General features: G+C 70.8%; 22 protein-coding genes. 13 read left to right on the top strand and 9 right to left on the bottom strand.

Annotated elements, in window-relative coordinates; translation table 11 throughout:
- Positions 1 to 7: 7 nt before the first annotated feature.
- Positions 8 to 1,624: a bifunctional metallophosphatase/5'-nucleotidase gene (locus tag AC1DE0_RS20705; RefSeq protein ID WP_478105306.1), complete on the bottom strand. Its 1,617-nt coding sequence runs from the start codon at positions 1,622 to 1,624 to the stop codon at positions 8 to 10.
- Here AC1DE0_RS20705 and AC1DE0_RS20700 point away from each other — a divergent pair.
- The 9 genes from AC1DE0_RS20700 to pstB all read left to right on the top strand — a co-directional run bounded on the left by AC1DE0_RS20700 (position 1,535) and on the right by pstB (position 11,384).
- Positions 1,535 to 1,777 (top strand): hypothetical protein, encoded by a 243-nt coding sequence (locus AC1DE0_RS20700; RefSeq protein ID WP_478105312.1) that lies wholly within the window; start codon positions 1,535 to 1,537, stop codon positions 1,775 to 1,777. The genes AC1DE0_RS20705 and AC1DE0_RS20700 overlap by 90 nt on opposite strands.
- Positions 1,778 to 2,050: 273 nt before the next feature.
- The gene (gene mshD / locus AC1DE0_RS20695) at positions 2,051 to 3,049 is read left to right on the top strand and encodes a mycothiol synthase (RefSeq protein WP_478105168.1); all 999 of its coding nucleotides are present in this window, start codon (positions 2,051 to 2,053) and stop codon (positions 3,047 to 3,049) included.
- Positions 3,050 to 3,093: 44 nt separating this feature from the next.
- Complete coding sequence (locus AC1DE0_RS20690) at positions 3,094 to 5,403, top strand: RNA degradosome polyphosphate kinase (RefSeq protein ID WP_478105165.1); 2,310 nt, start codon at positions 3,094 to 3,096, stop codon at positions 5,401 to 5,403.
- A gap of 166 nt (positions 5,404 to 5,569) precedes the next feature.
- Positions 5,570 to 6,181, top strand: a complete 612-nt coding sequence (locus AC1DE0_RS20685) for a hypothetical protein (protein WP_478105163.1) — start codon at positions 5,570 to 5,572, stop codon at positions 6,179 to 6,181.
- Positions 6,169 to 7,116: an NUDIX hydrolase gene (locus tag AC1DE0_RS20680; RefSeq protein ID WP_478105160.1), complete on the top strand. Its 948-nt coding sequence runs from the start codon at positions 6,169 to 6,171 to the stop codon at positions 7,114 to 7,116. The genes AC1DE0_RS20685 and AC1DE0_RS20680 overlap by 13 nt, the downstream gene beginning before the upstream one ends.
- Positions 7,117 to 7,373: 257 nt before the next feature.
- On the top strand, positions 7,374 to 8,504 hold the full coding sequence (gene pstS / locus AC1DE0_RS20675) for a phosphate ABC transporter substrate-binding protein PstS (RefSeq protein ID WP_478105156.1): 1,131 nt from the start codon (positions 7,374 to 7,376) through the stop codon (positions 8,502 to 8,504).
- Between the two features lie 111 nt (positions 8,505 to 8,615).
- Entirely contained in the window at positions 8,616 to 9,632 is a 1,017-nt protein-coding gene (gene pstC, locus AC1DE0_RS20670) for a phosphate ABC transporter permease subunit PstC (RefSeq protein WP_478105152.1), read from the top strand.
- Positions 9,629 to 10,588, top strand: a complete 960-nt coding sequence (gene pstA / locus AC1DE0_RS20665; protein ID WP_478105148.1) for a phosphate ABC transporter permease PstA — start codon at positions 9,629 to 9,631, stop codon at positions 10,586 to 10,588. Before pstC ends, pstA begins: the two co-directional genes overlap by 4 nt.
- A gap of 19 nt (positions 10,589 to 10,607) precedes the next feature.
- Positions 10,608 to 11,384: a phosphate ABC transporter ATP-binding protein PstB gene (pstB, locus tag AC1DE0_RS20660; RefSeq protein ID WP_478105145.1), complete on the top strand. Its 777-nt coding sequence runs from the start codon at positions 10,608 to 10,610 to the stop codon at positions 11,382 to 11,384.
- Positions 11,385 to 11,468: 84 nt separating this feature from the next.
- Here pstB and AC1DE0_RS20655 read toward each other — a convergent pair whose 3' ends face one another.
- From AC1DE0_RS20655 to AC1DE0_RS20640, 4 genes are all read right to left on the bottom strand, one after another.
- Positions 11,469 to 12,473: an inorganic phosphate transporter gene (locus AC1DE0_RS20655; protein ID WP_478105141.1), complete on the bottom strand. Its 1,005-nt coding sequence runs from the start codon at positions 12,471 to 12,473 to the stop codon at positions 11,469 to 11,471.
- Between the two features lie 7 nt (positions 12,474 to 12,480).
- Entirely contained in the window at positions 12,481 to 13,101 is a 621-nt protein-coding gene (locus AC1DE0_RS20650; RefSeq protein ID WP_478105136.1) for a DUF47 domain-containing protein, read from the bottom strand.
- 130 nt (positions 13,102 to 13,231) lie between these two features.
- The gene (locus AC1DE0_RS20645; protein ID WP_478105132.1) at positions 13,232 to 13,423 is read right to left on the bottom strand and encodes a hypothetical protein; all 192 of its coding nucleotides are present in this window, start codon (positions 13,421 to 13,423) and stop codon (positions 13,232 to 13,234) included.
- Between the two features lie 303 nt (positions 13,424 to 13,726).
- The gene (locus AC1DE0_RS20640) at positions 13,727 to 14,338 is read right to left on the bottom strand and encodes a hypothetical protein (protein ID WP_478105129.1); all 612 of its coding nucleotides are present in this window, start codon (positions 14,336 to 14,338) and stop codon (positions 13,727 to 13,729) included.
- 164 nt (positions 14,339 to 14,502) lie between these two features.
- On the opposite strand from AC1DE0_RS20640, the gene AC1DE0_RS20635 reads away from it, so the two are divergent.
- Entirely contained in the window at positions 14,503 to 15,291 is a 789-nt protein-coding gene (locus AC1DE0_RS20635) for a sigma-70 family RNA polymerase sigma factor (RefSeq protein ID WP_478105126.1), read from the top strand.
- Positions 15,292 to 15,468: 177 nt separating this feature from the next.
- On the opposite strand, the gene AC1DE0_RS20630 is transcribed toward AC1DE0_RS20635, so the two are convergent.
- Positions 15,469 to 15,990, bottom strand: coding sequence for a YbhB/YbcL family Raf kinase inhibitor-like protein (locus AC1DE0_RS20630; protein WP_478105122.1), 522 nt, complete (start codon positions 15,988 to 15,990; stop codon positions 15,469 to 15,471).
- Between the two features lie 229 nt (positions 15,991 to 16,219).
- On the opposite strand from AC1DE0_RS20630, the gene AC1DE0_RS20625 reads away from it, so the two are divergent.
- Positions 16,220 to 16,741 carry a hypothetical protein gene (locus AC1DE0_RS20625; RefSeq protein WP_478105119.1) on the top strand — a complete coding sequence of 174 codons (522 nt, stop codon included), beginning with the start codon at positions 16,220 to 16,222 and terminating at the stop codon, positions 16,739 to 16,741.
- A 17-nt stretch (positions 16,742 to 16,758) separates the two neighbouring features.
- Here AC1DE0_RS20625 and AC1DE0_RS20620 read toward each other — a convergent pair whose 3' ends face one another.
- The gene (locus AC1DE0_RS20620; protein ID WP_478105117.1) at positions 16,759 to 17,475 is read right to left on the bottom strand and encodes a hypothetical protein; all 717 of its coding nucleotides are present in this window, start codon (positions 17,473 to 17,475) and stop codon (positions 16,759 to 16,761) included.
- A 71-nt stretch (positions 17,476 to 17,546) separates the two neighbouring features.
- Between AC1DE0_RS20620 and AC1DE0_RS20615 the strand changes: the two genes are divergently transcribed.
- Both AC1DE0_RS20615 and AC1DE0_RS20610 read left to right on the top strand, forming a co-directional pair.
- Positions 17,547 to 17,843 (top strand): three-helix bundle dimerization domain-containing protein, encoded by a 297-nt coding sequence (locus AC1DE0_RS20615; RefSeq protein WP_478105115.1) that lies wholly within the window; start codon positions 17,547 to 17,549, stop codon positions 17,841 to 17,843.
- Complete coding sequence (locus AC1DE0_RS20610; protein ID WP_478105112.1) at positions 17,824 to 18,501, top strand: 4'-phosphopantetheinyl transferase family protein; 678 nt, start codon at positions 17,824 to 17,826, stop codon at positions 18,499 to 18,501. The genes AC1DE0_RS20615 and AC1DE0_RS20610 overlap by 20 nt, the downstream gene beginning before the upstream one ends.
- A gap of 25 nt (positions 18,502 to 18,526) precedes the next feature.
- On the opposite strand, the gene AC1DE0_RS20605 is transcribed toward AC1DE0_RS20610, so the two are convergent.
- Positions 18,527 to 19,879, bottom strand: a complete 1,353-nt coding sequence (locus AC1DE0_RS20605) for a M1 family metallopeptidase (RefSeq protein ID WP_478105110.1) — start codon at positions 19,877 to 19,879, stop codon at positions 18,527 to 18,529.
- On the bottom strand, positions 19,879 to 23,751 hold the full coding sequence (locus AC1DE0_RS20600) for a Pls/PosA family non-ribosomal peptide synthetase (RefSeq protein WP_478105107.1): 3,873 nt from the start codon (positions 23,749 to 23,751) through the stop codon (positions 19,879 to 19,881). Before AC1DE0_RS20600 ends, AC1DE0_RS20605 begins: the two co-directional genes overlap by 1 nt.
- Positions 23,752 to 23,915 lie beyond the last annotated feature (164 nt).

Here is a 23,915-nt window from a genome sequence, read left to right as displayed (position 1 = left end):
CCCACGGTCACGGGACCAGCACCCGCGAGATGCGGCTCGGGACGAGCGGCGAGTACGGCGAGTGGGCCGTGAGGTAAGCCGCGAAGCCGTCGATGTCGAGCCCGCCGAAGTACTTGGCCGTGCCGGCCTTGAAGGCCGGGAAGCCGTCGCCACCGTCGGAGAGGAAGTTGTTGGTGACGATGCGGTAGGTCGCCGCCTTGTCGACCGGCACGCCGTTGAGCTTGACCGAGCCGTCGTCGACGGTGGCCGTGTCGTTGTCGGTCTTCACCGTGCCGTTGCCGAGCTGGGTGTAGCTGTAGGTGAACCCGTTGCTGATCTGGAGCACCTTGGGGCTGCCCGCGGTGTTGGCGCCGTTGAACTGCTGGTTCAGCAGGTCGTAGATGCCCTGCCCCGTGATGTCCATCGACACGAGGTAGTTGTTGAAGGGCTGCACGGTGAACGCCGACTGGTAGGTGACGTTCCCGTTGGCGTCGGCCACCAGGTCGGCGCGGATGCCACCCGGGTTCATGAAGGCGACGACGGGCGTCTTGCCACCGGTGACGACGGACGGGTCGGCGAGCTGGGCGTCGGCGATGAGGTCACCGAGCGGCGACTCGCCGGCGGCGTTCTGGGTCTTGCTGACCGAGGCGCCGACGATCTGGCCGAGCACCTTGTCGGCGATCGCCTTCACGAGCTCCTTGTACCGGGCGATAAGTGCGGTCTGGGCCGCGTCGGGCGTCACGGTCCGGGTGACCAGGTTGTTCTTCGAGTCGGCCTCGGTCGGACGCACGATGTCCTGGCGCCAGCGGTCGTAGCGCACCTGCGTGTCGGTGTAGAGGCGACCGAAAGAGGAAGCCGACGTGACGAGACGCGGGACGCCGTTCTTGTCGGGGATGGAGCAGACGTACGGCTGGTGCGTGTGGCCCGAGATGACCATGTCGATCGCCGGGTCGAGGTTCTTGACGATCGGCAGGATCGGCGAGTCGGCGGACAGCGTGCCGCCGCCCTTGCACGTGTAGTCGTACGGCGTGCTGGCCGGCGTGGACCCACCCTGGTGCAGGAGGACGACGATGGCATTGACGCCCTGCCGCTTGAGCTTGGGCACGAGGGCGTTGGCCGTGGCGACCTCGTCCTTGAACTCGAGTCCGGCGACTCCGGAGGCGGTGACGATCGAGGGCGTGTCCTTGAGCGTCATGCCGATGAAGGCGACCCGGGCGCCATTGCGGAAGCGCTTGATGTCGTAGGGCGGCAGGATCGTCCTGCCGGACGCCTTCTCGACGACGTTTGCAGCGAGGTACTGGAACTTTGCGCCCGTGAAACGGTGGTCGGCGCAGGAGTTCTGGTTGTTCGCGCCGTCGGGGCCGTCGTCGATGCAGCCTCCGTTCTGCAGGCGCTGGAGCTCCTTGTAGCCCTCGTCGAACTCGTGGTTGCCCACGGCCGTGATGTCGAGGCCCAGCGTGTTGAGCGACTCGACGGTCGGCTCGTCGTGGAAGGCGGCGGAGAGCAAGGGGGAGGCGCCGACCATGTCGCCCGCGGCGACCGTCACGGTGTCGGGGTGACCGACGCGCGCCTGCTTGAGGTGCGTCGCGAGGTACTCGACTCCGCCGACGTCGGTGGTGTTGGTCGCCAGTGGTCCGGTCTGGATTCGGCCGCTCGAACCACTCGGGGGCTCGAGGTTCCCATGGAAGTCGTTGAACGACAAGATCTGGAGGTCGGCGTATCGGCTGGGCCACTGACCGTGCTGACCGTGCTGGCCCTGCTGACCGTGCTGGCCGTCGTCGCCATCTCCCTGCATTGACGCTGCGAACGCCGGCGCCGTCAGAGTCGCCGCACAGACTGCGGCGATCGCCACAAAGGCGGTACGGCGGGTCTTTCGAGACATGTGCTCCTCTTTCATTCCGTTTCGTGCCTTCTGGGCACGAAACGGAGGGTAGCGTCGGAGCCCGTCCAGCGGAGGCTTGGCACGTGTCGGCTTCGTGAACGCCGCCCCGCGTTCCCGATGCCGCAACGAGTGGATCCAGAGGCCAGCCTCTCGACGGCCATGCCGACCGGGCTGTGGTGGAATCGCCGCATGCCGTCCCCGACGATCGCGCGTCACGACACCACGCACCCCCTTTCCGCCGATCAGGCCGACGCGGTGCTCGCACTGGCCGATGCCGCTGCCGCCCACGACGGCGCGCAGCCGCTCTCGGAGCAGTTCCGCCTCTCGGTGCGGGCCCGCGAGCACGACGGCGTCGACCACCTGCTCGCGCTCGCCGACGACGGCTCCGTCATCGGCTACGCGCAGTCCCGTTCCGGCGAGAGCGGTGAGCCCAACGACGGCGGCGACGGCGGGGACGGCCGGGACGCCGCCGCTTCTGGCGAGCTCGTCGTCGCCCCCAGTGCCCGCCGCGCCGGCGTGGGCACGGCCCTGCTCGGGGTCCTGCCCGACGGCATACGCCTCTGGAGCCACGCGGTGGGGCCTGCCGCCGACGCCGCTACTGGCTTCGCGACGGCGCTCGGCCTGGTGCCGGTGCGTTCGCTGCACGTCATGGGACGGTCCCTCACGAGCGGCGACGCGTGGCCGCCAGCCGAGATCGACCCGAGGTATGCCGTCCGCACCTTCGAGCGCGGACGTGACGAGGACGCGTGGCTGGCCCTCAACGCCGCAGCGTTCGCCCACCACCCCGAGCAGGGGTCGCTGCGGCGGGCCGACCTCGACCAGCGGATGGCCGAGCGCTGGTTCAACCCCGCGGGCCTGATCCTCGTCGTCGTTGCGGCCGACCCCGACACGCTCGTGGCCTCCCACTGGACCAAGGTCGAACCGCCCACCGGTGACGTCGGTGAGGTCTACGTCGTGGCCGTCTCCCCCGACCACCAGGGCGAGGGGCTCGGGCGCGCGGTCACCGTGCTGGGCCTCGACCACCTGCGCTCCCTGGGGCTGGCGCGCGTCGTGCTCTACGTCGACGAGGACAACGTCGCGGCGGTGCACACCTACAGCCGGCTCGGCTTCGAGGACGTCGAGGTGCACCGACAGTACGCGCGGACGGCGTCCGCCCGGGCCGGAGCCGACGCGACCGCCCACGGCTGAGACGAGTTCACCCTCCCGTCGCCCATCGGTGCCACGATGGGCAGATGAGCACCGGCAGCCTCACCACCACCGACCTCGACGAGCCCGACGCAGCATCCGCCGAGACACGCGGGGCGAGCACCGAGGAGCCCAGCACCGAGTCGGCCGAGGTCAGCTCGTTCACCGCCACCGTCCCGTCGCGCCGTGTCCCGGCCCGGGCCTCCAACGGGCGCTTCGTCGGCCCCGGTGGTGGGCCCGAGGACGACGAGCTGCCGGCCGACCGCTACCTCGAACGCGAGCTGTCCTGGCTGCAGTTCAACGAGCGCGTGCTCCAGCTCGCCATGGATCCCGCCGTGCCGTTGCTCGAGCGCACGCGCTTCCTCGCGATCTTCTCGAACAACCTCGACGAGTACTTCATGGTGCGGGTGGCCGGCCTCAAGCGCCGCATCGCCACCGGCCTCGCGGTGCGCACCGCCGCGGGACTCGAGCCGCGCGAGCTCATCGAGCGCATCGCCCGGCTGGCGCACGAGCTGATGCAGCAGCACGCGTCGGTCTTCCAGCACGACGTGCGGCCCACTCTCGAGGAGCAGGGCATCACGATCGTGCGCTGGGACGACCTCGACGAGGACGACCGCGAGCCCCTGCACTTCTTCTTCGCCGACCGAGTCTTCCCGGTGCTCACGCCGCTCGCCGTCGATCCCGCGCACCCGTTCCCCTACATCTCGGGGCTGTCGCTCAACCTCGCCGTGCTCCTGCAGAACCCCAAGACGGGCAGCGAGCACTTCGCCCGCGTCAAGGTGCCGCCGAGCCTGCCGCGCTTCATCCTCGTCGCGGAGGATGTCGACTCCGACGTGGAGCGCAAGCGGTTCGTGCCCCTCGAGGACGTCATAGCGAGCCACCTCGACCAGCTCTTCCCGGGCATGATCGTGATGGAGCACTTCTCGTTCCGGGTCACCCGCAACGAGGACCTCGAGGTCGAGGAGGACGACGCCGAGAACCTCCTCACCGCCCTCGAGAAGGAGCTGACGCGGCGCCGGTTCGGGCCGCCGATCCGTCTCGAGGTCGAGGACGAGATCGACCCGAAGGTCCTCGACATGCTCGCTCGTGAGCTGCAGATCAGCGACCGCGAGATCTACCGGCTGCCAACGCCGCTCGACCTCCGCGGCCTGTTCACCATCGCCGACGTCGACCGCTCGGACCTCGAGTACGCCAGGTTCTTCCCCCGCACCCACCCCGACTTCGCCCCGGCGGAGAGCGCGAAGGCGATCGACCTGCTCGCAGCGGTGCGGCACAAGGACGTGCTCGTCCAGCACCCCTACAACTCGTTCTCGACGTCGGTGCAGGCCTTCATCGAGCAGGCCGCGAACGACCCGAACGTCCTGGCGATCAAGCAGACCCTCTACCGCACCTCGGGCGACTCGCCGATCGTCGACGCCCTGATCGACGCCGCCGAAGCGGGCAAGCAGGTCCTCGCGGTCGTGGAGATCAAGGCCCGCTTCGACGAGGTCAACAACATCTCGTGGGCCCGCAAGCTGGAGGAGGCGGGCGTCCACGTCGTCTACGGCGTCGTCGGGCTCAAGACCCACGCGAAGCTCTGTCTCGTCGTGCGCCAGGAGTCCGAGGGCCTCGTGCGCTACTGCCACATCGGCACCGGCAACTACAACCCGAAGACCGCTCGCGTCTATGAGGACTTCGGTCTCTTCACCACCGATCCCCAAGTGGGAGAGGACCTCTCGCGCCTGTTCAACCTCCTCTCCGGGTTCGCGCCGCGCAGCAAGTTCAAGCGCCTGCTCGTGGCCCCGCGCTCGGTCCGCTCTGGCCTGATCGACCTCGTCGACGAGGAGATCGAGCTGCACCGCAACCGGTCGAAGGACGCCCCGCCCGGACGGATCGTCTTCAAGGCGAACTCGATCGTCGACGAGGCCACCATCGACGCGCTCTACCGCGCCAGCATCGCCGGGGTGCGCGTCGACGTCTGGGTGCGCGGCATCTGCGCGATCCGTCCTGGCGTCGAGGGCCTCTCGGAGAACATCCGGGTGCGCTCGGTGCTCGGCCGCTTCCTCGAGCACTCCCGCGTCTTCTGGTTCGACCACGGCGGCGACCCGCAGGTCTACATCGGCAGCGCCGACATGATGCACCGCAACCTCGACCGCCGGGTCGAGGCGCTCGTGCGCATCTCCGACCCGGGCCACATCGTCGAGCTCGGCGACCTGATCGAGCTCGCCTTCGCCGAGACGACCTCGCGCTGGGACCTCGGCTCCGACGGTCGCTGGGTGCGCCACCACTTCTCCGAGGCGGGCGAGCCGCTCGACGACCTGCAGGAGAAGCTCATCGAGCGCCACGACAAGCGGCGTCGCAAGGCCCGCCGCCGCTGAGTCCGGCGCTCGACGCCGGTCGACACGGCATACGCCTCTTGCGTATGCCGTGTGGTGGCGTGACCGACGCCACGGGTCGGCCGAGGGGCCTCCCATCGCGGGCGTGCCTACGGTGAGGACCTGACGTGGCAGCGCACGCGCACCCAGCTCCTCGCCACCGGCCTGGATGCCGTCTGGTCCGTCGTCGGCGACCCGCGCCGCTGGCCCCTACCGGCAGGCCGAGTGGGACGGCGAGCACCAGGGCGCCTGGAGCCGTGAGCTCGCCGAGCCGTCACGCACTACCGTCGTCAACCTCGCCGGACGCCGTCTCGCGGGGCTGACCAGGGCCGGGCTCGGCGGTCGGGTCGGGTCAGGACGCCAGTGGTTCAGCTGGATCCACGTCGACGACTGGCTCGCCCTCGTGCGCGCGTCGCTCGGGCTGGAAGCCGAGGTGCCCGTCCCCGCGGGAGTGGTCGTCGGACCCGCCCCGCAGCCCGTGCGCAACGCCGAGCTCATGGCGAGCCTCCGGCGCCACCTCCGCCGACCCACCTCGCCGCCCACGCCCGAGCTGTTCGTCCGGCTCGGCAGCGTCCCGCTCCGCACCGATCCCGCGCTCGGCCTCACGGGCCGCCACTGCACGCGCCCGACGTACTTCGCGAGGTGGGCTTCTCCTTCGCCCACCCCACGCTCGAGGGCGCGCTCGAGGAACTGCTCAGCTGACCGGCATACGGGCACGTTCGGCCCGTGGGGGCGACCCGCAGGCCTCGGTCGGGCAGACTGGCGCGCGTGGCCTCCGTGATCCCCGCCGCCGGCACCCTGCCGTGGCGCCGCCGTGAAGGGCAGCTCGAGGTCGCGCTCGTGCACCGGCCGAAGTACGACGACTGGTCGTGGGCGAAGGGCAAGCTCGACCCCGGTGAGCAGCCCAGCGTCGCGGCGGCCCGCGAGACCCTCGAGGAGACCGGGCTCGTCGTGCGGCTCGGAGTGCCTCTGCCCTCGGCGGAGTACCCCGTGCTCGACTCCACCGGCGGTCCGGCGACGAAGCAGGTGCACTACTGGGCGGCCCGGGTCACCGGCGGCACCGGCGTGCTCGAGAACGAGATCGACGAGGTGGCATGGGTCGACGTCCGCTCCGCCAACGACCGCCTCGACTATGCCCGCGACCGTGAGCAGCTGCTCGCCCTCGTGAGGGCCGAGCGCGCCGGTGAGCTGCGCACCTGGCCGATCGCGCTGGTGCGCCACGCCAAGGCGGTCCCGCGCGGCAAGTGGGAGGCCGACGACCGCATCCGCCCGCTGGATGCCGTCGGCCGCGCCCAGGCCGTCTCGGTCGGAGCCGTGCTGGGAGCGTACGGCGTCACGCGTGTCGTCTCGTCGTCGTCGACCCGTTGCGTCTCCACCGTCGAGCCGTATGCCGTCGGGCGGGGCCTTCGCCTGCGCACCCGCGACACGCTGTCCGAGGAAGGCTTCGCCGAGAGCCACGAAGGCGCACTGGCACAGGTCGACCGCCTCCTGCGCAAGGGCGAACCGGCGGCCCTCTGCAGCCACGGGCCGGTGCTGCCGGCGCTGATCGACGTGCTGCGCCGCCGGGTCGTCCACTCCCCCGACCGCGGTGACGTCGCCGACCAGCTGCACCAGGCGGCAGCCGAGTCGATGCGCAAGGGCGAGGTGCTCGTGTGCCACCTCGTCGGCAAGGGCGACGACGCGCGCGTCGTCGACGTCGAGCGCATCGACACCTGAACGGCCCTTCCTGGAGGTGCGTGAACCCTCCATCGTGCGCTCGTTCGTGCTGTGGCGCATCCCGGGTGGAGACCCGGCACCAAGCCGTCGACCCGCGTTCACCCTCCGTTAACCGCACGTGGGCGGCCCGTCATCCGGCGGCCCTATCTTCGCGATGGATCAACCGTCCAGCAGCGTCGCTCGGCAGGGTCCGCTCCACCTGGTCGACCGACCACCCTGAACATGTCCAGAACATCCTTTCGAGAGGGAACACACTCGTGTCTGTTTCGCGTATCAGCGCTCTCGGCGCCGTCGCCCTGTCCGGCGCTCTTGCGCTCTCTGCCTGCGCATCCGAGAACAACGGCGCCCAGCCCGGCGCCGGCTCGACGGGCGCCGGCGGCGGCACCTCCGCGGCCGCGGGCGACTGCTTCTCCGGTGACCTCAAGGCCGAGGGGTCCTCGGCGCAGAAGAACGCCATCGACGAGGCCATCAAGGCCTACCAGACGGCCTGCTCCGACGCCACGATCGACTACCAGCCCACCGGCTCCGGCGCCGGCATCAAGCAGTTCATCGCCAAGCAGGTCGACTTCGCCGGTTCCGACTCGGCGCTCAAGACCAAGCCGAAGGACGGCGTCATCGAGTCCGACGCCGCCAAGCAGGCCTGCGGCTCCGAGGCCTGGAACCTGCCCATGGTCACCGGCCCGATCGCGATCGCCTACAACGTCAAGGGCGTCGACAAGCTCGTGCTCAACGCCGAGGTCGCCGCCAAGATCTTCGACGGCAAGATCACCACCTGGAACGACCCGGCCATCGCCGCGCTCAACAAGGGCGTCACGCTCCCCTCGACCGCGATCAAGGTCTTCTTCCGCTCCGACGAGTCGGGCACGACCGAGAACTTCACCAAGTACCTCAAGGCCGCCGCGCCCGACGCCTGGTCCTACGAGACCGGCAAGAAGTGGACCGGCAAGGGCGAGGGCAAGGAGAAGTCGGCCGGTGTCGCCACCGCGACGAAGGGCCAGGACGGCGGCATCACCTACGTCGAGCTCTCCTACGCGCAGCAGAACCAGCTCCCGATGGCCCAGATCGACACGGGCGCCGGCCCGGTCGAGCTGACCGCCGAGTCTGCCGGCAAGACCGTCGCGACCGCCAAGCAGACGGGCACCGGCAACGACCTCGCGCTCAAGATCGACTACGCCACCAAGGAGGCCGGCGCGTACCCGATCGTCCTCGTGACCTACGAGGTCGTCTGCTCCAAGTACGCCGACGCCGCGACGGGCAAGAAGGTCAAGTCCTTCCTCAAGTCCTTCGCCTCCGACGAGACGCAGAAGGGCCTCGCCGCACAGGGCTACGCCCCGCTGCCGACCGAGGTCGCCACGAAGGTCAAGACCGCGGTCGACGCGATCTCCTGATCCACCGTCCGGCCAGTCCGGATCACACCGGACTGGCCCACAACGCAGGGGCGGGCGCCGCACTCGGCGTCCGCCCTTGCGCCAGTTCTCCCCAACAAGGAAGAGGCCCACGTGTCGACAGTGACAGGTGTATCTGCCGCGGACGAACTTCCCGGCCCCGACGGCGGCAAGCCGCACGTGCCACTCCGCGGCGACCGCGCCTCCACCGGGCGCCTGGGTGACCGCCTGTTCGGCGGCTTCGCCACGTTCTCCGGCGTGATCGTCATCGCGATCGTCACCCTGATCGCGGTGTTCCTCGTCGTGCAGGCCATCCCTGCCCTGACGAACAACTCGGAGAACTTCTTCACCAGTCGCGTGTGGGCACCCGGTGGTGACAAGCCGGCGTTCGGCATCCTCGAGTTCCTCTGGACCACGGTCGCCGCCTCGACGATCGCCATGCTGATCGCAGTGCCCGCCGGCGTCGCCGTCGCGCTCTTCCTCACGCAGTACGCCCCGGTCTGGATGCGGCGGCCCGCCGCCGGCCTCGTCGACCTGCTCGCCGCCGTGCCCTCGATCGTCTACGGGCTGTGGGGCCTGATCGTCTTCTTCCCCGTGTGGAAGCCGGTCCAGCAGTGGGTCGAGGACACCCTGGGCTGGTTCCCGCTCTTCGGGACGGCCGGCATCACCGGGGGCACCATCGCCTTCATCGGCGTCGTCCTCGCCATCATGGTGCTGCCCATCGTCACGGCCCTCTCGCGCGAGGTGTTCGCCCAGACGCCCGCGACGCACAAGGAGGGCGCACTCGCCCTCGGCGCCACGCAGTGGGAGATGATCCGCACGGCCGTGCTGCCCTTCGGCAGGCCGGGCGTCATCTCCGCAGCCATGCTCGCCCTCGGACGGGCGCTCGGCGAGACGATCGCCGTCACCTTCCTCGTCTCCGCCCTTCCCGACGGCGCCAGGTGGACGTGGTCGCTCTTCAACGGCGGCGAGACCTTCGCCTCGAAGATCGCCAACAACGCGTCCGAGTTCAGCAACCCGAGCAAGACCGGCGCCTACATCGCAGCCGGTCTCGTGCTCTTCGTGCTGACCTTCCTCGTCAACAGCATCGCCCGCATCGTCATCGAGCGCAGGAAGGCCTTCAGCGAATGAGCACGGTGACCGAGAGCCGCGGGCCCGCCGACGGCGTCACGCCCGACGCCGCCCCGCCCCGAAGCAAGCGAGGCCGCGACGCGCTTCGCGAGATGGACAACCCGCACCGCGCCCGCGCCGTCAAGGACGTCGTGGCCCGGGTCGTCATGTGGCTCGCCTTCGGCCTGGCCATGATCCCGCTCGTCTGGATCCTGTCGACCGTCGTCGCCAAGGGCGTCCACATGCTCGGCACCGCCACGTGGTGGACCGGCAACCAGCGCAACATCAACTCCGCCGACTTCGGCGGCGGCGCGCGTCACGCCATCGAGGGCACACTCCAGATGGTCGGCATGACGGCCATCATCGCGGTGCCGATCGGCATCATGACGGCCGTCTACCTCGTCGAGTACGGCCGGGGGCCGCTCGCCAAGGCGATCAGCTTCATGGTCGACATCCTCTCGGGCATCCCGTCGATCGTCGCCGGCCTCTTCATCTACGCCGTCGTCGTCACGACCCTCGGCCTGCGCCAGTCGGGCTTCGCCGCCTCGCTGGCCCTCGTGCTGCTCATGATCCCCGTCATCGTGCGCTCGACCGAGGAGATGCTCAAGCTCGTGCCGAACGAGCTGCGCGAGGCGGCGTACGCGCTCGGCGTGCCGAAGTGGGTGACCGTCGTCAAAGTGGTGCTGCGCACGGCGTTCTCGGGCATCATCACCGGCGTGCTGCTCGGCGTCGCCCGCGTCATGGGCGAGACGGCGCCGCTGCTGATCCTCGCGCCGTACACCAAGAACTTCCAGCGTGACCTGTTCAACGGCAACTTCCCCACCCTGCCGATGATGATCAACCAGGACCGCGGAGACCTCGCCCTGCCCGCGGCCGCCGAGCGCATGTGGGGTGCCGCGCTGACCCTGATCCTCCTCGTCCTGCTGCTCAACGTGATCGGCCGCGTGGTCGCCCACTTCAACGCGGTCAAGAAGTAAGAGAAAGAGAAGCCTTTCGATGGCAAAGCGAATCGACGTCAGCGACCTCAACGTCTACTACGGCTCCTTCAAGGCCGTCGAGGGCGTCTCGATGACGGTCGAGCCCCGGTCCGTCACGGCCTTCATCGGCCCCTCGGGCTGCGGCAAGTCGACCTTCCTCCGCACGCTCAACCGCATGCACGAGGTGATCCCCGGCGGCCGGGTCGAGGGCAAGGTCATGCTCGACGACCAGGACCTGTATGCCGCCTCGATGGACCCCGTCACCGTGCGCCGCACGGTCGGCATGGTCTTCCAGCGGCCGAACCCCTTCCCGACGATGTCGATCTACGACAACGTCGCCGCCGGGCTGCGGCTCAACGGAGTCAAGAACAAGAAGACGCTCGACGGCATCGTCGAGAGCTCGCTCCAGGGCGCCAACCTGTGGAGCGAGGTCAAGGACCGCCTGAACAAGCCGGGTGCCGGGCTCTCGGGCGGCCAGCAGCAGCGCCTCTGCATCGCCCGCGCCATCGCGGTGCAACCGCAGGTGCTGCTCATGGACGAGCCGTGCTCGGCGCTCGACCCGATCTCGACGCTCGCGATCGAGGACCTCATCAACGAGCTCAAGAACGACTACACGATCGTCATCGTGACCCACAACATGCAGCAGGCCGCGCGCGTCTCCGACCGCACCGCCTTCTTCAACCTCAAGGCGACCGGCGAGCCGGGCCGCCTGATCGAGGTCGACGACACGACGCGGATCTTCAACAACCCGACCGAGCAGGCCACCGAGGACTACATCTCCGGCCGCTTCGGCTGAGCCGCACCTTCCGCTCCGCACAGCAAAGTGCCCACTCGACCGGTCCGACCGGTCGAGTGGGCACTTTGCTGACGTCCCGTGGGGTCAGCGGAAGATCGCGGTGATGTACCAGGCGGCGACCGCGACGAGTCCGGCGCCGGGGAAGGTGAGCACCCACGCGCCGACGATGTTGCTGGCCACCCCCCAGCGCACCGCCGAGAGGCGCTTCGTGGCGCCGACGCCCATGATCGACGACGTGATCGTGTGCGTCGTCGAGATGGGGGCCCCGAAGGCGAGCCCGGCGACGTAGAGGATCGCTGCGGCCGTCGTCTCGGCCGCGAAGCCCTGCGGAGGCGTCATGTGGATGATGCGCCGGCCCAGCGTGCGCATGATGCGCCACCCGCCGGCATACGTGCCCAGCGAGATGACGATGGCCGACAGCACGAGCACCCACAGCGGGATGCTGTCTTCGGTGTGGTGGCCCGAGATGTTGAGGGCGAGCACGACGACGCCGGCCGTCTTGGCGGCGTCTTGGAGGCCGTGGCCGAACGCCATCGCCGCGGCCGAGGCCGTCTGGGCCGTGCGGAACCCGCGTGAGACGCGTCCGGGGTTGGCGTTGCGGAACATCCAGAGGATGGCCGTCATCACCAGGTAGCCGAGCACGATCCCGATGATCGGTGAGGCGATCATCGGGATGATGACCTTCTCCCAGATGACGGTCCACTGCACCTTCACGCCGGCGACGAGCGCCGCACCCCCGAGACCGCCGATGAGGGCGTGCGAGGAGGACGACGGCAGGCCGAACCACCAGGTGAGCAGGTTCCAGCCGATCGCGCCGATGAGGGCAGCCGCGACGAGCCACAGGCCGTCGACGCCCTGGGGCTGCTCGATGATGCCGGAGCCGATCGTCTTGGCCACCTTGGTGCCGAAGAAGGCTCCGAAGAGGTTGGCCACGGCCGCCATGCCGAGCGCCACCCGTGGCGTCAGGGCTCGCGTCGAGACGGAGGTCGCGATCGCGTTGGCGGCGTCGTGGAAGCCGTTGGTGTAGTTGAAGCCCATGGCCAGTGCGATGACCGCACCGACCCCGAGGACGGGGATGGTCGTGTCCATCAGGGGGTCAGGACTCCTTGACCGCGATGCCCTCGACGACGTGGGCCACCTTCTCGAACGCGTCTGCGGCGTTCTCGAACCCGTCGACGATGGCCTTGACCTTGATGACTTCGATCGCGTCGTGGGCGTTGTTGAACAGGGCGGCGACCTGCTTGCGGTGCAGCGAGTCGGCTTGGTTCTCGAGGCGGTTGATCTCGATCCAGTAGCTCTTGAGGTCCTTGAGCGAGCGCAGGCGAGGCATCGCCTCGGCCGTGACCTCGGCCATCCGCGCGAGGATCTCGAACTGGTCGGCCAGGCCCTCGGGAATCTCACCGAGGCGGTAGAGCACGATCAGGTCGGCGGTCTCCTCGATGAAGTCCATGCAGTCGTCGAGGGACGCGGCGAGGTTGTGGATGTCCTCGCGGTCGAACGGGGTGATGAACGAGGTGTTCACCTTGTTGATCAGCTCGTGCGTCGCATCGTCAGCGGCGTGCTCGAGCTCCTTGAGCCGGTCTGCGACAGCCTGTCGCTTCGAGGGCTCGACCTCGAGGAAGCGGGTCAGCTCCCGGGTCGCCTCGACGAGGAGCTCGGCGGATGAGGTGAAGAGGGTGAAAAAGCTCGTGTCCTGGGGTGTGAGGCGAAAACCCACGAGGTGTGCTCCGGTCGATCGGCGGCTGGTCCGGGGACGATGCTACGGCGTAGTAGTGACCCGGACGCAACCCGGCGGTCATCAGCCGTTCGCCCCGCGTTCGGGACCCGCCCCACCAATGGGACGGCGATCAGGCGGGAGCGGTGCCGGACGGGCTCCCCGCCGGGGCCCCGCCCGTGATGCCGAGCAGGTCGTCGACCTCGTCGGGCGTGAAGTGGCGCGGGCTGGAGGAGGCAGCGACGACCAGGTCGCTCACGAGCTCGATCTCATCGGCCAGTGCGACATCGAGCAGGTCTCCGGAGCGTTCCTCCTCGGGTGTCATGAGATCACTGTAGGCACCTGCGCTGGGCCCGTGTGGTGAAGGGCCGAACGAGATGGGCCATCGCCTCGACAGACATTGCACATGCCCCGGAGAGACCTGCGACAGGAGTGCGCTGACGGCGCGACGAGCCGGCGCGGAGTGCGAAGTAGTTGCGTCGGGCCGGGAGCGCCTCTCGGCACTGGGCCGCTCGCAGCGGCTGAATTTGGGACCCGGGGCTACCGCGACCCGACGCGGGTCAAGGATAGATCGCCCCGAACGGATCACCAAAGAACATCGCAGAAACTGGCGTCAGTCGGCCGCGCGTCAGTCGAGCGAGTCGGCGCGCCAGAGGCGGGCACACACCGTGAGGTCCTCGGCCATGACGAGGACGTTGGCCGCCTGCTCTGCCGTGTCGTCGCCCGACGAGGTGTCGGCACGTCCGGCGGACACCACGCGGCAGAAGGCCGCCGCCCGTTCGAGGGCGACGGCGAGGTCTCCCTCGAAGACGCCGCGCATCACCTCGTCGATGACCCGCCCCATCTCCTGGGGTCCGGGCGGCTCGGCGGCCCCGGCGACGGCGTGGTTGGGACCGGTGAAGCGGATGCCGGCGGCGTACTCGCGACTGGCATCGTCGGGCGCGCGCTGCACCCACTCGCGCAGGACGTAGAGCCGCCAGAGGGCCCCGGGCAGGGAGCGGGCCGGACGTTGGGACCACAGCTCGGCGAGGGTCGAGAGGCCAATGTCGTCGACGAGGGCGACGAGCTTCTGGGTGACGACAGGGTCGGCGGCGGCGCGACCCGCGTGGACGAGGGCCAGCGCCGTCTCATGGGCGACGTGGATCTGCTCGGTCGGGTCGTACGCAGGACCGTGCGCCTCGAGCGCGGACTCGCTGAAGAAGGCGGGCCGCCGGTGGGCGCGATGCTCGCTCTCGCTCATCCCTGAAGGCTAGCCCTCGGCGCCGACGAGACCGGTCGCCAATCGGTCCCGCGGCCGTCGATGACACATGAGTTCCTGTCCAGCCCTTGTGCAATGTTGAGTCTTTGTCTAGGGTTCCGGTGTCGGTCAAGAAAGCGCCGCCACCAATTCTGGATGGAGCTGACATGACCAACCCGTCGCACGGCCCCCGCAAGGACGCTCGCACCCGTGAGCTCATCACCACGGTCCGCACCTGCACGTCGGAGAGTGAGCGCTCGGAGGCACTCGATGCCGTGACCCGCCTCCACATGCCGCTGGCACGGGCCCTGGCCCACCGCTACTCCGGCAAGGGCCTCGACCGCGAGGACCTCGAGCAGGTCGCGTTCCTCGCCCTGCTCAAGGCGATCCAGCGCTTCGACCTCGCCCAGCCCACCGAGTTCGGCGCGTACGCCACGCCGACCATCACCGGCGAGCTGCGTCGACACTTCCGAGACCACGGCTGGCTGGTGCGCCCTCCGCGCGGGCTCCAGGAGCGCCGCCAGGTGGTGGCCGACGCCCGCACCCGACTCGAGCAGGAGCTCGGGCACGAGCCCGACCACGCAGACATCGCACGCGCCCTCGGCCTCACGCTCGAGGAGGTCAAGGAGGCGCAGGTCGCCTCGACCAACCTGCGCCCCGCCTCGCTCGACGCCACCACGACCGAGGGCGGCCGACCCGTTCTCGACCTCGTCGACGCCCGCGCCGACCACGACTCCGACCCCGCCCGAGACGAGGGCATCGTCGTGCGCACCGCCCTCATGCGGCTGCCCGCCCGTGAGCAGCGCATCGTCGAGCTGCGCTTCGCCCACGACATGACGCAGGCCGAGATCGCCGAGACGATGGGCCTGAGCGCGATGCAGGTCAGCCGGCTGCTGCGTCGCATCCTCGCCGAGCTGCGCGGCCACCTCGGTTCGGCAGAGCTGCTCAGCGCCTGACGTCCCGAAAACCGGGGATCCCGGGGGAGCATGCGGCACGCGATCGACACGACGTGCTGCGATGGTCCGGCATCGGGTGGGGTGATCATCCCACCGGATGCCGGACCATCGGGCCTTCACCACGCGGCTCACCGGCTGACCACCCACTCGTCCAGGCAGTGCGCCGCCGGGAGACGGTCAGTGCTGGTAGGTCCCGTGCAGGACGGCCCGTGCGAGGGTCTTGAAGGCCAGGTTGAACGAGACGACTGCGGGTGACGCCGAGTCGTCGACGCCCAGCGTCGGCTCCGACACCGCGTGCACGACGAAGAAGTAGCGGTGCGGCATGTCGCCCTGCGGAGGCGCCGCGCCCATGAAGCCGGCCTCGCCACCGTCGTTGCGCACGTGGAAGGCCTTGCCGGCCAGTCCTGCGGCAGCCGCCCCGGTGTCGAGTGAGGTCACGTCGGCCGGCAGGTCGACCAGCACCCAGTGCCAGAAGCCCGAGGGCGTCGGAGCGTCGGGGTCGAAGCAGGTGACGACGTAGCTCTGCGTGCCCTCGGGAGCGCCGCTCCACGACAGCTGCGGCGACGTGTTGCCCTTCGCCGCCACCTGGTCGTCCTTGAGGTGCGCCCCGTCGGTGACGTCGTCGCTCGTCACGGTGAAGGAGGCCACGCTGGGCAGCAGCTCGTAGGGGTTGGGGGCGACCGGACGGTCGAGGCTCATGGGGGTCCTCCTGCGATCTCGTTGGCTCTTGCACCGTACCCGCCTGCGGCTGGTTGCCGTCCTGTCCCGGCGCCTCCGAAAGCGAGGACGTGGACGTCCCTGCAACGGTTCACCCCGCTGGCTACCCTGGAGGCGAACCGGGCAAAAGGGACAGGGGGCCACCGTGAGGGGAGAACACCGGGAGCCGCGCAGGGTGCGGCCGCAACAACCGGGCGTCGAACGAGATCCCTTGTCGCCGAGCGACTTCCCGGTGTTCGCCGTGCGCGAGTGGGCCTCGCGCTTCTACGAGCAGCATCGGCTCCGGCGGGACGGGGCCTGGTGGCGGATCAGCTGGCCGTTCGCCGTGGCCCTCGCGCTCCTCGCGCTCGCCGTGGCCGTCGGCCTCCAGTGGCCGCCGCGGCAGAGCGACGTGGCCATGGGCGTCGCCGTGGTCCTTGCGGCTGCTGCCGTCGGCGTGGGCGTCGGCGGCATCATCCGCTGGCGCGCAGTGCGCTTGCGCCGCAAGGCGGCCCGTGCACGACCGGCCACCCTCGACGATCTGCCGGCGGCAGCCCGGGCAGCCGTCCTCGACTCTCCCCGGCTGCGCTTCCGTCAACCCGCCGACGCTGCCGGATTCTCGGCCGTACGCGACGACGTGGCCTCCCAGACGCCCGTGGGCGCTTTCGCAGCGACCGTCCTCGTGTGGGCGCTGGTGATGGAGGGACGCGACGAGGGCACGCTCGAGGAGTGGGTCACTGGGCGAGCCGGCTGAGGTCGCGGCTCGACGGATCAGCCGCCCGAGGGCAGTGCCCCGATTGCTCTGGCAACGACGAGCAGTGACGTGAGCAGCGCGGCCGTCGCCTCGAGACCCATGAGGCACTTGGCTCGCGGCGACAGGGGCATCGTGTCGGTCGGGCTGAACGCGCTGGAGTTGGTCAGCGACACGTAGAGGTAGTCCACGAAGTGCGGCCGCCAGTTGGTCGTGACGCTCGACCCGGCTGCCACCTCCTTGACGGCGTCCTGGTTCTCGTCCTGCGAGAACCGCCAGTCCGCGGGCGGCAGCCGGTCGCGGGTCACGGTCTGGCGCGCCACCGGGCCACCACGGTCGATCTCCCAGAAGAGCAGGCCGAACCCGATGACGTTGGTCAGCCACACCTGCATGCCCGCCACGAGGAGCGGCATGCCGCCGGCCTTCGACGAGCCGAGTGACGACACGAGCATGCCGAGCGCCAGCAGGTTGGTCGCGATCACGAGGCACGCCAAACCGATCGACACGGATCGCGACCACGCGGTCTGGCGCACGAGCCGCCGCGGGTTGGTGACGAGCAGGGCTGCGAGCAGGACGAGCTCGACGACGGGGATGGCCAGACGAGGACCCACGAGCAGTGACTCCGGCAGGGCGGCATACGCCACCGCCGCGACCACCACGGCGACTGCGGGCGGGAAGCGGTTCTCCCCCCGGCTCGACCGTGGCTCGCGATGGCGGCGGGACGGGGTGCGACGCATGGGCTCAACGTAACCCCGCGCGGCGTGGACGGAGGCTTGCGCGCGCCGAGCGTCGACCTCATCCTTGGACCGTGGACCGCACGGACGAGCTGAGGGCGCTGGCCGACGTGCAAGCGCGTCTCGAGGAACGCTTTCCCCACCTCGACTCCGAGGTGGTCGAGGCGGCCGTCCGCCTCTCGCACTCGCAGCTCACCGGGCACGTGCGCGACTTCGTGCCGGTGCTCGTCGAGCACGCTGCCCGAGACCGGCTCGCCTTCGCCACCCACGACGGCGACAGCGACGGGCGCGTCGACGGGGGCGCCACCGAGCCCGGCGCGGGCGCGCCGGCGGCTGGGGTGACCGACACCCGTGGGCCGTCCCAGGGCTGAGGCGGTCGTCGACCTCTGGCTCCGTGAGCCGACGGACACCACCGGCGACCCCGGGACGCAGCTGCTCGACCCCGTGGAGCGGGAGCGTTGGCATCGCTTCGCGCACGCTGAGAGCGCCCTGTCGTATGCCGCAGCGCATGCCTTGGCGCGCAACGAGATCGGCCGACTCGTGGACCGCGACCCTGGCTCCCTTCGGTTCGACCGGACGTGCGAGACCTGCGGTGCGCCGCACGGTCGTCCACGGCTGCTCGACCAGCCGAGTCTGCACTTCTCGCTGAGTCGCACTGCGACCCTCGTCGCGCTCGCCGTCACGAGGTCGGGCCCCGTCGGCGTCGACGTCGAGCGGCGGGGGGCGACCTCGTTCGACGGCTTCGCCGAGGTCGCGCTCCATCCGGACGAACGGACCACAGGGCCGGCGAGTGTCGACGGGTTGACCGCGTGGGTGCGCAAGGAGGCGGCGCTCAAGGCCCTCGGCGTGGGGCTGCGCACCGACCCCACGAGCATCCGCACGCCCCCCGTCGACCGGGCTTGCGTGGTCGTCGCCGGGCACCCCGTCGTCTCGGTCGTCGACGTCGACCCCGGACCCCAGGTCGGGGTTCACGCCGTCGCCGTGGCCCTGGTGGGAGGGGATGCTCCCGTCGTGGTCCGGCGGCACTGAGGCACCCGCAGTCGAGGGGAGCAGGTCAGGGGCGCGGCTCCAGCGGGGGCAGCGGTCGAGTCCACAGCCACGCCTCGAGAAGCCGTCGCACGTCGTCGCCGCCGTGCTCGCCCTCCGCCCGAGTCGCGTGCCGGGCCGTGTGCTCGACGAACTCGTCGGTGCTCACGGAGCCGTGCCGGTGGGTGGCGACCCAGTCGCGCACCAGGTCGAAGAAGGCGTCGTCACCGAGGCGTCGACGGAGCGCGTGCAGGGTCAGGGCGCCCCGTTTGTAGACGCGGTCGTCGAACATGAGGTCGGGGCCGGGGTCGGCGAGCACGAGGTCCTGCGGCAGCCGGGAGAGCCGCGCCCAGTAGGTGGTCGCGTTGAGGTGGGCGGGCACCCCGTCGGCGTGCTCGGCCCAGAGCCACTCGGCGTAGCAGGCGAACCCCTCGTTGAGCCAGATGTCGGCCCACGTCGCCGTGGTGAGGCTGTTGCCGAACCACTGGTGGGCGAGCTCGTGGGCGACGAGCCGCTCGTGGCGGCGGTTGCCGTCGAGCCAGTTCGGGCCGAACGTCGCGAGCGCCTGCGCCTCGAGGGGGATCTCGAGGTCGTCTGCGGTGACGACGACCGTGTAGTCGTCGAACGGGTAGTCGCCGAAGAGCTCGCCGAAGTGGAAGGTCATCTGCGGCAGCCGGCCGAGGTCGTGAAGCACCGGACGCTCCACCGCGGGGGGCAGTGCGACGGTGACCGGCACGGCTGCGGGCCCGAGGTCGCGGTGGACGTAGCGCCCCACGTGAACGGTCGCCAGGTAGGTGGCCATCGGCACGTCCTGCACGAAGACCCGTCGGGTGCGACTGCCGCGGGCGCGGCTTGAGACGAGCGCGCCGGTGGCGACGACGTCGAAGGGCGAGTCGCACTCGAACGACAGGCGGTAGGTCGCCTTGTTTCGTGGGTGGTCGTTGCACGGGAACCACGTAGGCGCCCCGTTGGGCTGGGCGGCGACGAGCGCGCCCTCGGTGAGCTCCTCCCAGCCGACATCGCCCCAGCGCGTCGACACGGGACCGGGCGTGCCGGCATACGTGATCGTCACCTGCGTGCGCTCGCCACGCGTCAGTGGTCTGGCCGGGGTGATGACCAGCCGTGCGCCCCGGTGGGCCCAGCGCGCGGCAGCCCCACCGACCGAGACCTTGCTGACGCGCAGGCCGACGAGGTCGACGACGAGACGGCGGGCGTCCTGGACGACGCGGACGTCGAGGACGGCACGCCCCGAGAGGCGGTTGCTCGACACCTTGTAGTCGAGCTCGAGGTCGTAGTGCGTGACGGCGTATGCCGGGTCGCCGCGGTCGGGGGTGTACGGGTCGGCGAGCGCCGGGGCCTCGTGGGTGACGCCACCCCCCATCAGGCGAGGGTGCCGACGGCGCCGGCCGGCTGGGGCTGCGGGTCGGAGCTGCTCGTCCACGGCGCGATCGGGTTGCCCGTCCAGCGTGAGCCGTCGGGAACGGCCTCCCCCCTCAGCACGAGCGAGCCGGGGCCGACGGTGGCACCCGCCCCGATCGTGGCCGCGGGCAGGATGACTCCGTTGGGGCCGAGCGTGGCTCCGTCCTCGAGCGTGACCGTGTCCATGCTCATGATTCGATCATGGAACAGGTGGGTCTGGAGGACGCAGCCCCGGTTGACCGTGACGCCTTCGCCGAGGGTGACGAGGTCGGCCTCGGGCAGCCAGTAGGTCTCGCACCACACGCCGTGGCCGATCCGGGCGCCGAGGGTGCGCAGCCACACGTTGATGGCCGGCGTGCCCGTGGCCGTCCAGGCGAACCACGGCCCGGCGACCATCTCGACGAAGGTGTCGACGACCTCGTTGCGCCACACGAAAGAGCTCCACAGCGGGTGCTCCACGGCGCCGATGCGGCCGACGACGGCCCACTTGGCCAGGGTCGTGACCGCGGCTGCGACGGCGCCGGCCGCCGCCAGCACCACGCCGCCGAGCGCGGCCGCGCCGAGCAGGCCCACCGTCGACGTCAGCCACCCGAGCGCGGCGAGCACCGTCACGGCGATGGCGACGGTGACCATGACGGGCACGATGCGGCACAACTCGACCAGACCGCGGACCACCTTGAGCCGCACGGGCGGAGCGAACGTGCGCTCGTCGTCCGAACCCTGTGGGGGGCGCCGGAGCCGGACGGGCGGGCTGCCGAGCCAGCTCGACCCGGCCTTGGACTTCTGCGGCGCGGCGGACAAGACGGCGACGAGACCGTGCTTGGGCACGCGCCGACCGGGCGCGGCCATCCCACTGTTGCCGAGGAAGGCACGTTTGCCGATCTTGGCCGGTGCGATGCGCACCCACCCGTGGGCGAGCTCGTAGCCGGCGACCATGGTGTCGTCGGCGAGGAAGGCGCCGTCGGCGACCGTCGTCATCGAGGGCAGGAGCAGCACCGTCGAGGCCTCGACGTCACGCCCGACGCGGGCGCCCAGGGCCCGCAGCCAGGTCGGCGTCACGAGGCTGGCGTAGATCGGGAAGAGCAGGGTGCGCGCCTGGTCGAGGAGGCGCTCGGTGGCCCACACCTGCCAACCGACGCGGCTGCGCACCGGGTAGAAGCCCTCGCGCAGCCCGAGCCCGAGCAGCCTCACGAGCACGATGGTGAGCAGCGCCAGCCCGAGAAGTCCCAGCACCGTCACGACGGGCACGGCCGCGTATGCCGTCACGGTCGCCTCCCCGCCACTGGCGGCTCGGGCGACCCCTCCCCCCACGAGCGCGACGCCGGGCAGCAGGGCCAGGAACGGGAGGACCGAAAGCACCAGTCCGGTCAGGCCGTAGACGCCGACCCACGCGGGAGCGTTCGGCGGCCTCTCGGCGGGCCAGGTCGTGTGGCTGGGCCGGTCGACCCGCTCCGCCGGCGAGCCCGCGACGACGCGGCCGGGGCGCACCGACCGCAGCACCGTGGACCCTGCCTCGACCACGGCGTCACGGCCGATGTGGACGTCCGGGCCGATGGTGCTGCGGGCTCCGACGATGGCGTCGCGACCGATGTGGACCGGCCCGACGTGCACCAGGTCGCCGTCGACCCAGTAGCCGGTCAGGTCGACCTCGGGCTCGATGCTCGCGCCCGCACCGATGGTCAGCATGCCCGTGACGGGCGGGACGGAGTGGAGGTCGACGCCGGGACCGATCGAGGCGCCGAGCAGCCTGGCGTAGTAGACGATCCACGGTGCACCCGCCATCGTGATGGCACCCATGGCGTCGGCGAAGCGTTCCGCGGCCCAGAGCCGCATCTGCACCCTGCCGCCGCGCGGGTAGGTTCCCGGCTTGACGCCGGCGAGCAGCACGCGGGCGGCCAGCGCCGACAGGCCCATTCGCCCGATCGGCGTGATGAAGGCCAGCCAGCCGGCGGCGAGGACCCACCACGAGACGGGCACCGACCAGGAGACGAGGTCGGCGAGACGACCGAGCTCGGTGAGCGTCGCGAGCGCCACGAGCCACTGCAGTCCCTTGACGGTGAGCAGCACGACAGAGACGAGGGTCTGCACGAGCTGGCTGCGGCGTGGGATGCGGCGGACCGTGCGACCGACCGTGGACCCGTCGGCCGGCACCATGGTCTCGAGGAGCTCCGCCTGCGCCCCGAGACGTGGGTGGGCGTGGATGTCGGCCACGGTGACGGTCGGGTAGCGCTTGCGCACGATGGAGACGAGCTGGGCCGACGAGAGGCTGCCGCCGCCGTGGTCGAAGAAGTCGGCGTCCTCGGAGTGGACGTCGGTGCCGAGCACAGCGGCCCAGTTGCTCGCCAGCCACGCGGCGGTGCCCGTCAGGGTGCTGGGCTCGTCGTCGGCCGCGCCCGGGAGCGGCCACGGGAGGGCCGCGCGGTCCACCTTGCCGGAGGTTCGCGTCGGCAGTGAGTCCGTCAGCGCGAGCACGGGCACGAGGGCCGCCGGGAGCTCCTCGTGCAGCCTCGCGAGCGCCTCGGTGCGGTCGAAGGACTCCGGGGACTCGGGGACGACGTAACCGACGAGCATCTGCGTGCCGGCCGTCGTCGTCTTGACCGCTGCGGCGGCGCCGGTCACCCCGGGCAGGCCCTGCAGGGCGGAGTCCACCTCGCCGAGCTCGATGCGGCGGCCCCCGAGCTTGACCTGCTCGTCGGCCCGGCCGACGAACACGAGGCCCTCGGTGTCGTTGACCACGAGGTCTCCCGACCGGTACGCACGCTCCCACCCGAGGGTCGGCATCGGCGCGTACTTCTCGGCGTCCTTGGCCGGGTCGAGGTAGCGGGCCAGACCGACCCCGCCGATGATCAGCTGGCCGGTCTCACCCGGCGGCACCGGCTGGTCGTCCGGGCCGACGACGGCGAGGTCCCAGCCGTCGAGCGGGAGACCGATCCGGATCGGCAGGCTGCCGTCGATGCGGGCCCCACACGCCACGACGGTCGCCTCGGTGGGGCCGTAGGTGTTCCAGACCTCGCGGTCGGGTGCGACGAGACGCTGGGCGAGGTCGGGCGGGCAGGCCTCGCCACCGAAGATGAGCAGGCGGACCGGCTCGAGGGCCTCCGCCGGCCACAGCGCCGCCAGGGTGGGGACCGTCGAGACGACTGTCACGTCCTGGGCGACGAGCCAGGGGCCGAGGTCCATGCCCGTGCGGACGAGGCTGCGGGGCGCGGGCACGAGGCAGGCGCCGTGGCCCCACGCCAGCCACATCTCCTCGCAGGACGCGTCGAACGCCACGGACAGTCCTGCGAGCACTCTGTCGCCGGGACCGATCGGGCTGTCCTGCAAGAACATCCGCGACTCCGCGTCGACGAAGGCCGCCGCCGACCGGTGCGACACGGCAACGCCCTTGGGCACCCCGGTCGACCCCGACGTGAAGATGACCCAGGCGTCGTCATCGACGCCGACGTCGGGCACGCTGCGGGCCGGGGCGGGGGACGTCGGGTCAGGCACCGGGCGCCGCCCCTTCACCCCCGGCACCGAGATCTGGCGCCGGGCGCCGACGACGGCGGTCACGGCGGCCTCGGAGAAGACGAGGTCGGCCCGCTCCTGCGGGTCGTCGACGTCGACGGGAACGTAGGCCGCGCCGGCGTGCAGGACGCCGAGCACCGCGACGTAGAGGTCGGTCGTGCCGGAGGGCACCCTCACCCCGACCCGGTCACCGCGGCGGACACCCGCCGCAGTGAGCTCGGCGGCCATCCGCACGGCCTGCTCGGTGAGCTGCGTGTACGTGAGGACCGTCCGGGTGTCGTCGAGGGCCGGAGCCTCCGGGTGCCGGGACGTCACGTCGGCGAGCACGTCCACCAGCGTCCGGGGTGGGGCCGCACGTCCACCGGCCAGCAAAGGGTCCAACACGCGTACTCCTCACGACGTCGAGGCCCGAGCGACACCGGGCACCACCGTGAACGTATCGCCGCCGGGTGAATAGAGGGTGCACTCGCCACTGGACCAGCCGTGGTCGC

It is taken from the genome of Terrabacter sp. 05T424, assembly GCF_056396225.1.
This window is presented reverse-complemented; position numbering and strand designations above follow the sequence as displayed.